General features: G+C 72.6%; 12 protein-coding genes. 2 read left to right on the forward strand and 10 right to left on the reverse strand.

The genetic code is table 11. The features are described from left to right. Nucleotides 1–33: 33 nt before the first annotated feature. From ACIBH4_RS08125 to ACIBH4_RS08165, 9 genes are read right to left on the reverse strand one after another with little or no spacing between them, the layout of a single operon-like run. On the reverse strand, nt 34–492 hold the full coding sequence (locus ACIBH4_RS08125) for a flp pilus-assembly TadE/G-like family protein (protein ID WP_362763179.1): 459 nt from the start codon (nt 490–492) through the stop codon (nt 34–36). Then, nucleotides 489–902, reverse strand: a complete 414-nt coding sequence (locus ACIBH4_RS08130; RefSeq protein ID WP_362502511.1) for a TadE/TadG family type IV pilus assembly protein — start codon at nt 900–902, stop codon at nt 489–491. The genes ACIBH4_RS08125 and ACIBH4_RS08130 overlap by 4 nt, the downstream gene beginning before the upstream one ends. Beyond that, entirely contained in the window at nt 899–1,402 is a 504-nt protein-coding gene (locus ACIBH4_RS08135; protein ID WP_362763176.1) for a TadE family protein, read from the reverse strand. The genes ACIBH4_RS08130 and ACIBH4_RS08135 overlap by 4 nt, the downstream gene beginning before the upstream one ends. Then, nucleotides 1,389–1,637 (reverse strand): hypothetical protein, encoded by a 249-nt coding sequence (locus tag ACIBH4_RS08140; RefSeq protein ID WP_362502517.1) that lies wholly within the window; start codon nt 1,635–1,637, stop codon nt 1,389–1,391. The genes ACIBH4_RS08135 and ACIBH4_RS08140 overlap by 14 nt, the downstream gene beginning before the upstream one ends. A 2-nt stretch (nt 1,638–1,639) precedes the next feature. Beyond that, entirely contained in the window at nt 1,640–2,575 is a 936-nt protein-coding gene (locus ACIBH4_RS08145; RefSeq protein WP_362763173.1) for a type II secretion system protein, read from the reverse strand. Then, a complete protein-coding gene (locus tag ACIBH4_RS08150) occupies nt 2,568–3,455 on the reverse strand; it encodes a type II secretion system F family protein (protein ID WP_350946397.1) in 888 nt (295 codons plus the stop codon). Before ACIBH4_RS08150 ends, ACIBH4_RS08145 begins: the two co-directional genes overlap by 8 nt. Continuing rightward, nucleotides 3,452–4,753, reverse strand: a complete 1,302-nt coding sequence (locus ACIBH4_RS08155; protein WP_362502523.1) for an ATPase, T2SS/T4P/T4SS family — start codon at nt 4,751–4,753, stop codon at nt 3,452–3,454. Before ACIBH4_RS08155 ends, ACIBH4_RS08150 begins: the two co-directional genes overlap by 4 nt. Continuing rightward, complete coding sequence (locus ACIBH4_RS08160) at nt 4,750–5,571, reverse strand: hypothetical protein (protein ID WP_362502526.1); 822 nt, start codon at nt 5,569–5,571, stop codon at nt 4,750–4,752. The genes ACIBH4_RS08155 and ACIBH4_RS08160 overlap by 4 nt, the downstream gene beginning before the upstream one ends. A 1-nt stretch (nt 5,572) precedes the next feature. Further along, on the reverse strand, nt 5,573–6,274 hold the full coding sequence (locus ACIBH4_RS08165; RefSeq protein WP_362502529.1) for a hypothetical protein: 702 nt from the start codon (nt 6,272–6,274) through the stop codon (nt 5,573–5,575). 562 nt (nt 6,275–6,836) lie between these two features. Between ACIBH4_RS08165 and ACIBH4_RS08170 the strand changes: the two genes are divergently transcribed. After that, nucleotides 6,837–11,432, forward strand: coding sequence for an FtsK/SpoIIIE domain-containing protein (locus tag ACIBH4_RS08170; protein WP_362763170.1), 4,596 nt, complete (start codon nt 6,837–6,839; stop codon nt 11,430–11,432). 129 nt (nt 11,433–11,561) lie between these two features. Here the strand turns inward: ACIBH4_RS08170 and ACIBH4_RS08175 are convergent, their stop codons facing one another. Next, nucleotides 11,562–11,834, reverse strand: coding sequence for a WXG100 family type VII secretion target (locus ACIBH4_RS08175; protein WP_350946392.1), 273 nt, complete (start codon nt 11,832–11,834; stop codon nt 11,562–11,564). Nucleotides 11,835–12,320: 486 nt separating this feature from the next. Here ACIBH4_RS08175 and ACIBH4_RS08180 point away from each other — a divergent pair, with 486 nt between their 5' ends. Then, on the forward strand, nt 12,321–14,078 hold the full coding sequence (locus tag ACIBH4_RS08180) for a biotin carboxylase N-terminal domain-containing protein (RefSeq protein WP_362763167.1): 1,758 nt from the start codon (nt 12,321–12,323) through the stop codon (nt 14,076–14,078). The last annotated feature ends 206 nt before the right edge of the window (nt 14,079–14,284 follow it).

A 14,284-nucleotide genomic window follows, 5' to 3' on the forward strand; every position in this document is an offset into this window, starting at 1 on the left:
GATTCGTCCTCGGTCAACCGGTGGGCCTGCGATTCACGGCAATTGGTCTTCCCCGACGTCCGGCCCGGCCGTGGCCTCGGCCTCCATCTCCGAACCGGGGAAGCCGAAGGCGGACAGGAAGAACGCCTTCCAGGTGACGGAGACGCTCACGGTGACCTCGCCCTGGCCGCCGCCGAGGGTGCATTCCGTGAGCTGTACGTCGCCGCCGCCGTGAGCGGAGACGATCTCCTCGGCCTGCCCGCAGGCCTCCCCCTCCCCCAGCAGCCGGGCCTGGCCGGTGGAGCGCAGGTGCTCGACGTCGATCTGGTCGGCGGCGGATCTGGCGGCCTGTTCGGCGACGTCGGCCGCCCGCAGCCGGGCGTTGATGGCGGCCCCGCCGTCGACGAGCAGCCCGGCCAGCAGGAACACCACCACCGAGAAGATCACCGTGAAGATCGACATCGACCCCCGCTCGCCGAGCGCGGCGGGAGGAGACGGGTGCGCGGGGTTCACTCCTCGACCCTCCTGAACTGCTCCAGCGGGACCACCGAGTCGCCCTTGATGTCCTTGGCCGCCCCGAAGCCCAGGAAGTCCAGGTCCAGGGAGCAGGTCACCTCCGCGTGGACCTGGCCGCCCTCCTCCCAGGTCGTACCGGACAGGCTGACCTGCGGCTCGCACTCGCCCGACAGTGCTCCGCGGGCCGCCTCGTCCGCGGCGGCCTCGGCGTCGGCCAGGGTGCGCTCGACGGAGGCGGCCCTGGCGGCGTCCCTGGCGGCGCCGTTGACCTCGCCCTGGGCCTCGACCACCCTTCCCGCCCCCACCAGGAAGAGCAGGAACAGCAGGAAGACCGGGGCGAGCAGCACCGTCTCGGTGCTGAGCGACCCGCGCTCGCGCCTGTCCCCGCTGGACGTCAAGGGGATCACTCGCATCCTTCGCTCCCGTCGTCGGGACGGAAGCACTCGATGGGACCGCCGAAGCGCGCGGTGACGGTGAACGTGGTGGACGGCAGCAGCGGGACGACCTGGACCGCCGAGGCACTCACCTCGACACCCCGCTGGTCGCCCTCCTCCCAGGCGGTGACCGTGGCGCCTTCGAGGAGTTTCGGGCCGATGGTGCGGATCAGCTCCTGGGCGCGGGACTCGGCGTCCTGCTGCCAGGACTCGGTGTCGACCCTGGCGAGCCGCGCCCCCTCCCTCGCCGCGGCGTCGGCGATCTGACGTCCGTGGAACCACAGGGCGGACTGCACGATGAGCAGGACGACGACCAGCACCACCGGCATGATGATCGCCAGCTCGACGACCGTGGCACCACGCTCGCCACCACGGTCCCCGCCGCAGGGGCGCGCTCTCGCCTCCCGTTCGCGCTCGCCGCCCCTCTCCCGGTCTCCTCGGGTGCGGCGTCGCGCGCGCTCACGGGTCTCCAAGTTCGCCGCCCCCGCCTCCGCCGCCCCCGCCGCCGAACTGGTTGGAGATCTCGGCCTGCTTACCCTCGACGAGGGTCTTGATGAGGGTGGCGAGTCCGAGCGCCACCCCGGCGATGATGGCCGTGATGATGACCCATTCGACGGCGGAGGCGCCCCGGGTGGGGGCGTTGCGCGCCTTCTCGATCCGGACGCTCAGAACGGCGGCCGCGTAGACGATCCACGGATGGCTCAGCATGGTCAGGACCCCAACATCTTCATAGCGGCCGGGAAACTCAGAAAGATCACAAAACCCGCGCAGAGCAGGAGCTGGGCGACGAGCATCGACTGGGAGCGCTCACCCGCCTGCCCCTCGATCTCGGCGAGCTCTCGGCGCCGCATGGTCGCGGCGCGGGCGGTGAGGGAGGTACGGACCTTGGCGCCGTCGTCGGCGACCAGCCCGAGGGCGGCGGACAGGTCGCGCAGCTCGTCGACGTTGATCTCGTCACCGAGCTGGCCGAGGGCCTGCCAGGGGGTGATGCCGACGATCCTGGCGTTGCCGAGCGCCTCGCGGATACGGGACATCGCCCAGTTGGCCCCGTCCTCGTCGGGTCCGGGGCTGCCCACCGAGACCGCCATCATCAACGCCTCGGGAACCCCTCGCCCGCCCGCCAGGTTCATCGCGACGAGGTCGAGGAAGGAGCCGACGACGTGCCGGAAGTCGCGGCGCATCCGCGCGGCGTCCCGCTTGACCTGCAGATCGGGCAGGACGAAGAAGACCCCGGCGACCACGAGCGCCGCCCACAGCGGAACGCTGAGGGACAGGCCCCACCCCATCAGCACCAGCCAGCCGACCAGCAGCGGGAACGCCAGCAGCCCGGAGACCGCAAGCAGCACCTTGGTGGCGAGGAAGCCCTCGAACGACCTGCCGAGCAGCGCGAGGTCGGCTCTCGCCGAGCGGGCCTCCCAGCCCCGCGCGGCGTAGAAGCGGGCCATCCGCTCCCCCAGGCCGCGCCGGAACGCGCTCACCTCCTCGTCGGGCAGGATGAGCCGCGCCCGGGGCGCGTCGGTGCCCTCCCTGGCGGCGTCGAGCGCCATCAGGCGCGTCACCAGCCCGGGGCGGGCGGGAAACAGCGCCCGCAGCAGCAGGAACAGGCCCATCCCGAGCACCGATCCCGCGAGCAGCGCCTCAGTCATCGCGCACCTCGCCTCCGGAGGGCAGGCCGAGCAGGCGGGCGGGCTTGTCGAAGCGGGCCAGGCGGCGCATCCAGGCGAACCCGGCGCCGAAGAATCCGGCGACCACCACGAGCACCGCCTGGCCGAGCGTGTTGTCGTACTCCTCGACGTAGGAGGGGTTGAACACGACGAGCATGACGGCGAAGGCGAGGGCCGTACCGACCACGATCTGCACGCTGCGGCGGGTGGAGCGGCGCTCGGCCTCGACCCGGCGGCGCATGTCGAGCTCCTCGCGGGCCGACACGGCCAGCGCGCCGAGTACGTCGCGCAGGCCGGGGCCGCGCAGCTTGGAGTTGAGGATGAGGGCGGCCACGACCAGGTCGGCGGAGGGGTCGTCGAGCTCGTCGGCGAAGAGCCTGAGCGCGTCGGGCAGCGCCATCCTGGTGTGCAGGCGGTCGACCATGGACCGCAGGTGCGGGCGCAGGGTGGGGGCGGCCGCCCGGATCGAGGACGGGATCGCCTGTTCCAGCCCGGACGCCCCGGCGATGGTGTCGCGGAGCGACTCGGTCCAGGCCGCCAGGGCCTCCAGCCGCCGCATCGCGGTCCGTTCCTCCGCGGCGCCGCCGGACAGGCCGCGCCAGGCCAGGGCGAGGAGCACGGCTCCCACCGCCATGACCGGCCACCCGGTCACCACGAGCACGAGCACCCCGGCGATGACCCCCACCGCCGACCGGGTGGACAGCGCGCGCAGGAACTCGCGCCTGCCCGCCGACCTGCCGGGGGTGGCCGGCCGGACGGGCACCCCGTACAGGGAGAGGAAGAGCAGGAAGAGCCCGGCGCCGAGCGCGAGGCCGGAGAGCAGCACCAGGGGGTCGAACAGGCCCGGAGGCAGGGACGTCATGTCCAGCCTCCCGGGTCGTAGCCGAAGTGGGCGAGCTCCTCAAGGCACGACAGCGGGGCGTGCGGTATCACCCGGCCGTCGGGCGCCCTCGCGAACACCTCGGAGGAGAGCACCCGCCCGTCCACCCCCGCCACCTCGCGCACGCTCGACACGAAACGGCGCAGCCTGCCGCCCACCGCGTAGTCGTTGCGCTTCTCGATGAACACCACGAAGTCGATCGCGCCGGCGATGAGCATGTGGGTGGCCTCGATCGGCAGGCGCTCCGAGGCCTGGAGGGCGTAGGTGGCGATGCGGTTGAAGACCTCCATCGAGGAGTTGGCGTGGATGGTCGACAGCGAGCCGTCGTTGCCCTGGGTCATCGCGTTGAGCATGGTGACGATCTCGTCGCCGAGGACCTCACCGACGATCACCCTGGAGGGGTTCATGCGCAGGGAGCGGCGGACCAGCTCCGCCATGGTGATCTCGCCCTGCCCCTCGGAGTTGGGGAGCCTTTGCTCGAAGGCGACCACGTTGGGGTGCAGCTCGGGAAACTGGTCGAGGCCGAGTTCCAGCGCGCGTTCGACGGTGATGAGGCGCTCGGACGGCGGGATCTCGTTGGCGAGCGCGCGCAACAGGGTCGTCTTCCCCGCGTTCGTCGAACCGGAGATCATGATGTTCTTCCTCGCCGCCACCGCGGCCGAGAGGAACCGCCCCAGCTCGGGGGTGAGGCTGCCGTTTCCCACGAGGTCGCTGAGAAACACCTTGCCCAGCCGGGAACGGCGGATGGAGATGGACGGGCGCACCGTCACGTCCATCACGGCCGAGAGTCGGGAGCCGTCGGGCAGGCGCAGGTCGAGCTGGGGGTTGGCGGTGTCGAACGGCCTGCTGGACAGGCCGCTGTAGGCGGCGAGGATCTGGATCAGCTCCACCAGCTCCTCGTCGGACTCGGCCACCGGCTCGCGCATGAGCTCCTGGCCGTCGGCGTAGCCGACGAACACCCGGTCGCAGCCGTTGATGTCGATGTTCTCGACCTCGGGGTCGTCGAGCAGCGGCTGGAGGCGGCCGACGCCGAACAGGGCCGCGTGGATCCCCGCGGCCAGCGCCTCCTCCTCCTCGGCGGTGGGCGGCGTCCTGCCGACGCCGATCTCGCCGCGGGCGAACTCCTCGAGGATCTGGGCGATCAGTGCGCGGGCGAACTGGCGCTCGTCCTCGCCGCTCATCGGTGGCAGGCCGCTCGCCTGGTCGAGGCGGCGCTGGTGGGCGAGCCTGTCGCCGACGTCCTGCCGGAAACGCTTCACCAGCGTGTGGTCGATGGTCACGGCCTCGCTCCGCTCGACGGCTCGACCGGCGAGCGTGCGGCCTGCTCCCGTGCGCGGAAGGCCGACTCCGCCGACTCCTGGGCGCGGAGCTGGGCGTCGAGACGTCCGCCCAGCTCCCTGGCGGTGCGGATCAGCAGGGAGCGGTCCAGACGTCCGCCCCACTGGCCGCGCAGCAGCTCGGCGCCCTTGGGGTCGTGCGCGAGCCCGCTCACGAAGGCGACGTGCCTGCCGGTGCCCGCGACGATCCGGCGCACCTCGTCGATGGTCGTGCGGTACTGGCGGGGGTCGGCGATCACCACCACGCCCACCTGGGGCTCGCGCGGCATGATCTGCAGGCGTTCGCGCAGGTGGGCGACGTGGTCGAGGCTCGCCCTCGTGAACAGCACCACCAGCGCGGCCTCACCGGTCAGCTCGGCGAGCTGCGGGTGTCCGCCGAGACGCCCGCAGTCGGCGAGCACGTCGGCGTCGGGCAGCGTGGCCAGCGCCCGGCCGAGCGGACCCCAGAGCCAGGTCAGCCCGGACGCCTGCTCACCGTGGGTGAGCCCGGCCAGCACGTCCAGACCACCGACGATCTTCTGGGTGTGCTCGTGGATCTGGCCGGGGTGCAGGCCCCTGCGGGCCGTGGCCCCCAGGGTGAGCAGGCCGCGCGCGGGGTTGAGCACGCCGCCGTCGGCGGCGGGCAGGCGGTAGGCGAGGTCGCCGCCCGCCGGGTCGCACTCGGCGAGCAGCACCGGACGCGGCCAGATCGCGCCGAGCGCGGTGGCCGCCGTGGTCACGCCGGGCGCGCCCTTGTCGGCGGCCAGCACGATGAGCGCCACGTCAGCGCGCTCCCGGCAGCTCGGCGAGGGCGATCTCACCCGCGGAGGCGTACGCGACGATCTGTGGTGAGACGGAGCTGTCCACGATGATGGTGACCAGGCCGTTCGCCCCTGTCCTGCCCGGCGTGCCGATCTGGTGGACGAGGGCGCTCTGCGCCAGCACCCGGCTCTCCCTGTCGGCGCCGCCGCCCTTGCTCGGCACGTGGACGACCTGGACCCGGTCTCCGCGCTCCAACGTGCCCGGCGTCTGGCCGGGTTTGAGCGCGAGGCCGACCTGGGCCTTGCCCGGGCCGAGCTCCCTGCTGGAGGAGACCACCATGTCGCGGGTGAGGAGCGTGCCGGGCAGGAGGGTGACGCGGGCGAAGTTCTCGGTGACGCGGGCGCGCTGGGACCAGGCCACGTAGCCGATGCCGGTGTCGGCGATCTGGACCTCCTTGAGCATCGCCTCGGTGAAGGGCTGTCCGGCGCCGATCTGCTGGGAGACGGCGATCGCCGAGACGCGGTCGCCGCTGCGCAGGACGAGCAGCGTGGTGGCGAGGGCGCCGCCCAGGATGAGGAGGACGGCGAGGGCTGCGAGGGCGGGTTTGCGCTCGCGTGGGGGCACGGGAAGCTTGCGCGACGCCGGACCGGACAGGGCGCCCGCCGAGGTCTGACGCTCGGCGTTCACCGGGACGCGGCCCGTTGGCTTCTCACTGGTCCTCATGGGTAGGGGGACTCCCAGAGTGCTCAAAAATATGGGGAACTACTGGTCGAATTTACGCCATTATGCGCACCATGCGGACGGACTGTCGGACAAAAGCCAGGACCCATGCTCGTTTGATAGGAACACCTCTGTCAACGCCACTTCAGAAGAAGATGTCCGTTTGGCTAGCTGACGGGAGGCTTATCCGGGTGATATGGACGGTAATTAACTCTCGTACCAATCACCCCAGCTTTTTCACCCCTCATTCCCGTGCCCGGCATGCCCGCCCCGGAAGGGGATGCCGCCGGTTTCCGGATCCGGAGCGGAGCGCGCGACTTCCCCCCGGTTCTCCGAACAGGTTTTCCACAGCCCCGCATCACGAGCAGGTCACCGCCACGAAGCCTCCACGGCGACAAATGCCCACTTGAGACGGTATAACCGGTCATCATCCCCAGATGGTTATCCACAGGTTTTCCCGTTTTCCACATACCGGTGGTGAGTCACGACATTGCCGCGAACACTCCCACCGGGATGGTTTTCACTCTGTACGGTGGACCCGCGGCCTGACCCGAGGAGAGCGGCGATGCGGATCATGCTCACCGTGCTCAGCGAGCACGCCGACCGCGATGTCGTGGTCGAGGGCGACGAGACGACCACGGTGGCACGGCTCGCGGAGTCCCTGGCGGGCCAGGGCGGCGAGCGACCGAGCAACGTGGTGCGGCTGACGCGCAGCAAGGCCCCGTACGGGCTGGATCGCGACTCCGCCGGGGCCGAGCCCCCGACGCTGTGGATGGACGGCCGCCCCCTCGACCCCGCCGCCCCCGCGCTCGGCCTGCTCCGCGACGGCGACCTCGTCACCCTCGACCGCTCCCTCGCGGTGGCCACCCTCGCCGAGGAGCCCGGCGGGATCGTGGAGATCCGGGTGGTCGGCGGGCCCGCCGCGGGCTCCGTGCACCGCCTCAGCCTGGGCGTGCACACCATCGGCTCCGACCCCGCCTGCTCGGTCGCCGTGGCCGACCCCAGGCTGCCCGCGCGGGCCGCGGTGGTACGGCTCACCCCGGACGCCATCACCGTGGAACCCGGGGAGGGCACGGCACCCCTGCTGGGCCACGACCCCCTGGAAGGCCCGCTGCCCTGGCCGGAACACGCCCTGCTGAGCTGCGGCGGCACCGTGCTCACCCTCAAGGCGGTGGAGCCGCCCGACGCCCACCTGGACGCGCAACCCGACGGCGGGCTCGCCTACAACCGGCCGCCCAGGTTCCGGCCGCCGGGCGGCGCGCGGCGCTTCGAGGTCCCGGCCGAGCCCAGGCGGGCGGAGACGATGCGGCTGCAGCTGCTCACCGCGTTCCTGCCCGCCGCGCTGGGAGTGGGCCTCGCCATCGCCCTCAAATCGCCGTACTTCCTGCTGTTCGCGTTCATGACACCACTGATCATGATCGGCCAGTGGTGGAGCGACAGGCGGCACGGTCGCAAGCAGTACCGCCAGCAGCTCAAGGAGTACAAGCAGCGGCTTGAGGTCTTCGAGGCGGCCGTGGAGCGGGCGCGCGCCGACGACGAGACCGCCCGCCGCGCCGCCGCGCCCGACCCCGCCGAGGTGCTGCTCACCGTGACCGGCCCCCGGCGGCGGCTCTGGGAGCGGCGCGACCACGACCCCGACGCGCTGCGGCTGCGGATCGGCCTCGCCGACCTCCCCGCCGATCTGGAGTTCACCCCCGAGCGCTCCGCACCGGCCGACGCCCCACTGCCCGCGCCGCCCACCTGCCAGGCGGTACCGGTGGCGCTGGCCATGCGCCGCCTGGGCGTCGCCGGCCTCACCGGGCCGAGGAACACGACGGCGGGGGTGGCGCGCTGGCTGGTCGGCCAGGCAGCCACCCTGCACAGCCCCCGCGACCTGGCGATCGTCGTCCTGTCCGCGCACGGCGACGGCGAGGAACGCTGGAACTGGGTCCGCTGGCTGCCGCACTGCGCCCCGCGCGGAGGCGAGGACTGCGTGGCCCTGGTCGGCGCCGACCCGGAAAGCGCGGCCCGCCGGGTGAGCGAGCTCGCCGCGCTGATCGACGAGCGCCTCGGTGACGACGCCGCCGCGGGTCCCGCGGCCAAACTGGGCCGTATCCCGAGCGGCTGGGGCGATCTGGGCGGAGCCGCGGGCACCGGTGCCGATCAGCCGTACGCCGCCCCCGTCTACGACGAGCGTCCCTACGACGTGCTGGTCGTGCTCGACGGCGCGCAGGCGCTGCGCGCCCTGCCCGGCATGCCCCAGGTGCTGCGCCAGGGTCCCAGGGCGGGCGTCCACACCCTGGCCGTCGACGGCGACCAGCGGCTGCTGCCCGAGGAGTGCGCCACCGTCGCCGCCGTGGAGGCCGACGGCACGGTGCGGCTGCGCGGCGGCGGCCTGGACGACCTCGGTGAGATCCTCGCCGACCAGGTGACGTCCGCCTGGTGCGACAGGCTGGCCCGCTCGATGGCGCCGATCCGCGACGTCAGCCGCGACGACGCCGGACTCGCCCTGCCGGACTCCGCGCGGCTGCTGGACCTGCTGGAGCTGCCCTCGCTCTCCGGCGCGGCCCTGACCGGGCGCTGGGGACGGGCCACCGAGGCCGTGGTGGGCGTGGGCCCCGAGGGGCCGTTCTCCGTCGACCTGCGCAGGGACGGGCCGCACGCGCTCATCGCGGGCACCACGGGCGCGGGCAAGTCGGAGCTGCTGCAGACCCTGATCTCCTCGCTCGCGGTGGCGAACCGGCCGGACGAGATGACGTTCGTGCTCATCGACTACAAGGGCGGCGCCGCGTTCAAGGAGTGCGTGCGGTTGCCGCACACCGTCGGCATGGTGAGCGACCTCGACGGCCACCTCACCCAGCGAGCCCTCGCCTCGCTCGCCGCGGAGATCCGCCGCCGCGAGCGCCTGCTGCTGGCCGCAGGGGCGAAGGACATCGAGGACTACCACGAGCTGCGCGACACCCGCACCGCCCGCGCCTCCCGCGACCTGCTCGTCGCCGGAGGCGGCCCGCAGGTCAGGCCACTGCGCGGGCGTTCCGGTACCTCTGCGTCCCTGGAGCCCCCGCCGCCGCTGCCCCGGCTGGTGCTGGTCATCGACGAGTTCGCGGCCATGGTGAGCGAGCTGCCCGACTTCATGACCGGGCTGGTCGACATCGCCAGGCGGGGACGCTCGCTGGGCATCCATCTCATCCTCGCCACCCAGCGGCCCGGCGGTGTGGTGACCGCCGACATCCAGGCCAACACCTCCCTGCGGATCGCCCTGCGGGTCACCGAGACGTCGGAGTCGGCCGACGTCATCGGCCGCCCCGACGCCTCGTACATCCCCAAGTCCGCGCCCGGCCGCTGCTACGTGAAGTCGGGCGCGGGAGCGGCGACGTCCGTGCAGACCGCGCGGATCGGCGGCCGGAGTCCCGGCGCCTCCGGCGGCGAGGTGAGGGTACGGGTGACGGAGGTCGGCTGGCAGGCCCTGGGACAGCCCAGGCCGGTCCACGCCGGGGCCGAGAGCGGCCACGTCACCGACCTCTCCCTGCTCGTCGACGCCCTGGTCGAGGCGGCCCGCCTGGACGGGGTCGCCGAGCAGCCGAGTCCCTGGCTCGAACCGCTCCCCGACCTCGTTACCGTCCCCGTCCTTCCCGCGACGCCCGTGCTTCCCGATGACGCGCCCCGCGCTCTGCCGTACCGGGCGGGGGCCGAGGAGGTGCCGCCGCTCGCCTTCGGGATCACCGACCTGCCCTGGGCACAGGACCGGCGCGCGCTCGCGCTCGACCTCGCCCACGGGGGGCACCTGCTCGTCGCGGGCGCCGCGCGCAGCGGTCGCTCCACCGCGCTGCGCACGCTGGCCGGGGCGATCGCCGCCGGAGCCTCCCCCGACGACGTCCACCTGCACGCGATCGACTGCGGCTCGGGGTCGCTGCTGCCCCTGGTGGCGATGCCGCACTGCGGGGCGGTGGTGACCCGCGACCAGCTCGACCGGGTGGAGCGGCTGCTGGCCAGGCTCCGCGCGGAGGTGGGGCGGCGCCAGCAGCTCCTCGCCGAGGCCGGGTACGCCTCGCTGGCCGAGTTGCGCGCCGCCGAGGACGGGCCGCGGCTTCCTTGGCTGGTCCTGATGCTCGACCGGTGGGAGGGGTTCGTCGCCGCGTTCGAGGCGTACGACTACGGGCGGCTGATCGAGTCGCTGATGCAGCTGCTGCGCGAAGGCCCCGCGGTGGGACTGCGGGCCGTGGTGACCGGCGACAGGTCGGCGCTGATCGGGCAGATCTCCACGGTCTTCGAAGACCGGCTGATCCTGCGGCTCGCCGATCCCACCGACTACGGCCTGGCCGGGCTGTCCGTCAAGGACCTGCCGGCGACCCTCGCGCCGGGCCGTGCGCTGTCCACCGGCGAGCACGGCACGATCGAGAGCCAGATCGCGCTGCTGTGCGACGACCCCTCGGGACCGGCGCAGGTCGCCACGCTCCAGGCTCTGGCCCGCTCGGCGCCGAAGATCACCGCGGAGCCGCCGATGCGGGTGGACGCGCTGCCGATGCGCGTCACCGCCGCGCAGGTCCTGGACCTCGCGCCCTCCTTCCGGCCTCCCTCACCGCTGTGGGCGCTGCTCGGCGCGGGAGGCGACTCGCTGGCACCGCTCGGCGTCGACCTGCTCGCCCACGGCCCGGCGGCGGTCGTCGCGGGTCCGCCCAGGTCGGGTAGGTCGACGGCCTTGCTGACCGCCACCCACTCGCTGCTCTCCCACGGCACCCCCGCGGTCCTCGTCACCCCTCGGCGCAGCCCTCTGTGCACGCTGGTGGACACCCCCGGCGTGCTGGCCGTGCTGGACTCGGGCGGCGACCTGCACGAGGCCGTCGCGGGGCAGGACCGCTACGTCGTGATCGTCGACGACGCCGAGCTGATCTCCCCCGACTCCCCCCTGGGGGCCGCGCTGGAACAGGTGCTGCGCAGCGGCAGGGACGGCGAGCACGGACTGCTCATCGGCGGCACCACCGGCGACCTGACCACCGCCTACCGGGGGTTCGCGGCCGAGGCCCGCAAGGGCAGGACGGGCCTGCTGCTCGCGGTCCAGAGTCCCGCCGACGGCGACCTGTTCACCGTCCGCCTGCCCCGCGGCGCGGTCGGCGGCCCTCCCGGCCGCGGCCTGCTCGTGACCCTGGGCTCGGTCACCCCCATCCAGGCCGCCGTCACATGAGAGGCCGCCGTCATCCGACGGTTCGTCGTCGCACGGGAGGCCACCGTGTCGGCGCCCTCTCCGCTGTCAGTGCGTCAATGCGGAAATGCCCCTTCCCTTGAGGGACGGGGCATTTCGGCGGGCCGTTTTCTAGCGCGTGGCGGACTCGATATTGCCACGGTAGGTGTTGATGACCCGGGAAGCCTCGGACAGCTCCTCGGACATGCGCTGGAAAGCGGCGCGGTAGTTCTGCCAGGCCTCGCTGAAACGCTGGGCACCGGGCCCCGTCCAGGCGGTGCCGACCTTCGCGGCCTCCCGGTCGAGGGCGGCCACGGTGGCCCTCACCTGGTCGGCCTGCTGGGTGAACTGGGTGGCCATCTGCTGCATTTCCGCGGGATTGCCGCCGAGCAAGTTCTGGCTCATGCCAGTCTCCTTAGGATCGGTGTCGGGGAGAGTCAGTCGCCAAACGAAATCACGATAGGCGTAAGGATCACAGAGGTGGCCGGGTTATGCCAAGCGGCTATGGACGTTCCCTCGGTGACCGAGAGGCTAAACGTTCTCCATTGCCGTGATTTTTCGTAATTCAGAGGGCTATAGGACGGTTATCCGAGATCGCGGTGAAGGGTGGGACCTCCGGAGCGGCCGGACGGGGCTCCTCCGCGACCCGGCCGGGGCCGAGACCGGGACGAGGACCGCGACCACGGCCGGGACCAGGGCCGCGACCAGGGCCGAGACCGGGGCCGGGGCTGAGAGCAGGTTCAGGGGCGATATCGGAAACGGGCCCCGGGGGCAGGACCAGGACTGCGGGACCCACCCGACCCTCGCCGTCAGGCGACGCCTACACTCCGTTGAAGGCCCGCCAGTCCTCTCCTCCGCACGTACTGGCACGTACTGAAGGGAACGACGTCGGTGCACAAGGTCCTGATCGCCAACCGTGGTGAGATCGCCGTACGGATCGCCCGTGCCTGTAGGGACGCCGGGCTGGCCAGCGTCGCCGTCTACTCCGACCAGGATCTGGACGCGCTCCATGTCCGGGTCGCGGACGAGGCCCGCGCGCTCGGCGGCGAGACTCCCGCGGAGACCTACCTCGACGTCGGCAAGCTACTGGGCGTCGCCGCCGAGGCCGGAGCCGACGCCGTGCACCCCGGCTACGGCTTCCTCGCCGAGAACGCCGCCTTCGCCCAGGCCGTGATCGACGCTGGGCTGACCTGGATCGGCCCGCCGCCGGCCGCGATCACCGCGCTCGGCGACAAGGTGCAGGCCCGTCACATCGCCCAGAAGGTCGGCGCACCGCTCGTGGCGGGCACCAGGGATCCGGTCTCGGGGAGCGAGGAGGTCGTCGCCTTCGCGACCGAACACGGCCTGCCGATCGCGATCAAGGCCGCGTACGGCGGCGGCGGGCGCGGGCTGAAGGTCGCGCGCACCCTGGAGGAGATCCCCGACCTGTACGACAGCGCGGTCCGCGAGGCCGTCACCGCCTTCGGCAGGGGCGAGTGCTTCGTCGAGCGCTACCTGGACCGGCCCCGGCACGTGGAGACCCAGTGCCTCGCCGACGCCCACGGCACCGTGGTCGTGGTGTCCACCCGCGACTGCTCGCTGCAGCGCCGCCACCAGAAACTGGTCGAGGAGGCACCGGCCCCTTTCCTGTCGCCCGAGCAACTCGACCTGCTCTACACCAGCTCCAAGGCGATCCTGCGCGAAGCGGGTTACGTCGGCGCCGGCACGTGCGAGTTCCTGGTGGGTCAGGACGGCACGATCTCCTTCCTGGAGGTCAACACCCGTCTGCAGGTCGAGCACCCGGTGACCGAGGAGGTCGCGGGCATCGATCTCGTGCGGGAGATGTTCCGCATCGCCGACGGTGAGGAGCTCGGCTACGGCGACCCCGTGTCGCGCGGCCACTCGATCGAGTTCCGCGTCAACGCAGAGGACGCCGGGCGCGGCTTCCTGCCCGCCCCCGGCACGATCACGAGCATGAGCGCCCCCTCGGGTCCCGGGGTGCGCCTGGACGCCGGTTACGAGGCGGGCATGACCGTCCCGCAGTCCTTCGACTCGCTGGTCGCCAAGCTGATCGTGACCGGGGCGACCCGGAGGCAGGCCCTGGAGCGCTCGCGCAGGGCCCTGGCGGAGTTCGAGATCGACGGCATGCCGACCGTGCTGCCCTTTCACCGGGCCGTGGTGGACGACCCCGCGTTCACGGGCGAGCCGTTCTCGGTGCACACCCGGTGGATCGAGACCGAGTTCGACACCGTGATCCCGCCGTACGAGGGAGAGCGGGGCACGGCCGGGGAGCCGGGCGAGCGGGAGCGGATCACCGTCGAGGTGGGCGGCAAGCGGCTCGAGGTGGTGCTGCCCTCGGGATTCGCCGTCGGCAACGCCGCGGGGGCGGGCCGCGCGGCCTCGAAGGCGCCGCGCCGGAGCGGCGGCGGGGTGGCGGGAAAGGCCGCGAGCGGCGACTCCCTGATCAGCCCGATGCAGGGCACGATCGTCAAGATCGTCATCGCCGACGGCGACACCGTCGCGGCCGGTGACACGATCGTCGTGCTTGAGGCGATGAAGATGGAGCAGCCGCTCGCCGCCCACAAGGCGGGCACCGTCACGGGTCTGGCGGCGTCGGTCGGCCAGACCATCTCCTCCGGCGCCACGATCTGCGAGATCAAGGACACCTGAGCGCGCCCGCGGGCCACGGTTCGGCGAGTCCCGGTTCAGTGAGGCCACGGTCTCCGGCGGAGCGGGGAAGGCGAGGGCGGGCAAGCGGGCAAAAGGCCCCCGCGAATGCGCGCCGGGCCGGGGGCGTGCGCTTACCGGGCCGAACCGGGCGAGGACGGGGGCCGGGCCGATAGGGGCAGTGTGACGATCCCCTACCGAGGTGGACG

The sequence above is a fragment of the Streptosporangium sp. NPDC050284 genome, from assembly GCF_044459525.1.
In the GTDB taxonomy this organism is placed as follows: domain Bacteria; phylum Actinomycetota; class Actinomycetes; order Streptosporangiales; family Streptosporangiaceae; genus Streptosporangium.

What these genes read in the sequence shown, in the direction of transcription:
- ACIBH4_RS08140 (WP_362502517.1), bottom strand. Translation starts at nt 1,637, where the DNA reads ATGCTGAGCCATCCGTGGATCGTCTACGCGGCCGCCGTTCTGAGCGTC.
- ACIBH4_RS08145 (WP_362763173.1), bottom strand. Translation starts at nt 2,575, where the DNA reads ATGACTGAGGCGCTGCTCGCGGGATCGGTGCTCGGGATGGGCCTGTTC.
- ACIBH4_RS08150 (WP_350946397.1), bottom strand. Translation starts at nt 3,455, where the DNA reads ATGACGTCCCTGCCTCCGGGCCTGTTCGACCCCCTGGTGCTGCTCTCC.
- ACIBH4_RS08165 (WP_362502529.1), bottom strand. Translation starts at nt 6,274, where the DNA reads ATGAGGACCAGTGAGAAGCCAACGGGCCGCGTCCCGGTGAACGCCGAG.
- ACIBH4_RS08170 (WP_362763170.1), top strand. Translation starts at nt 6,837, where the DNA reads ATGCGGATCATGCTCACCGTGCTCAGCGAGCACGCCGACCGCGATGTC.
- ACIBH4_RS08175 (WP_350946392.1), bottom strand. Translation starts at nt 11,834, where the DNA reads ATGAGCCAGAACTTGCTCGGCGGCAATCCCGCGGAAATGCAGCAGATG.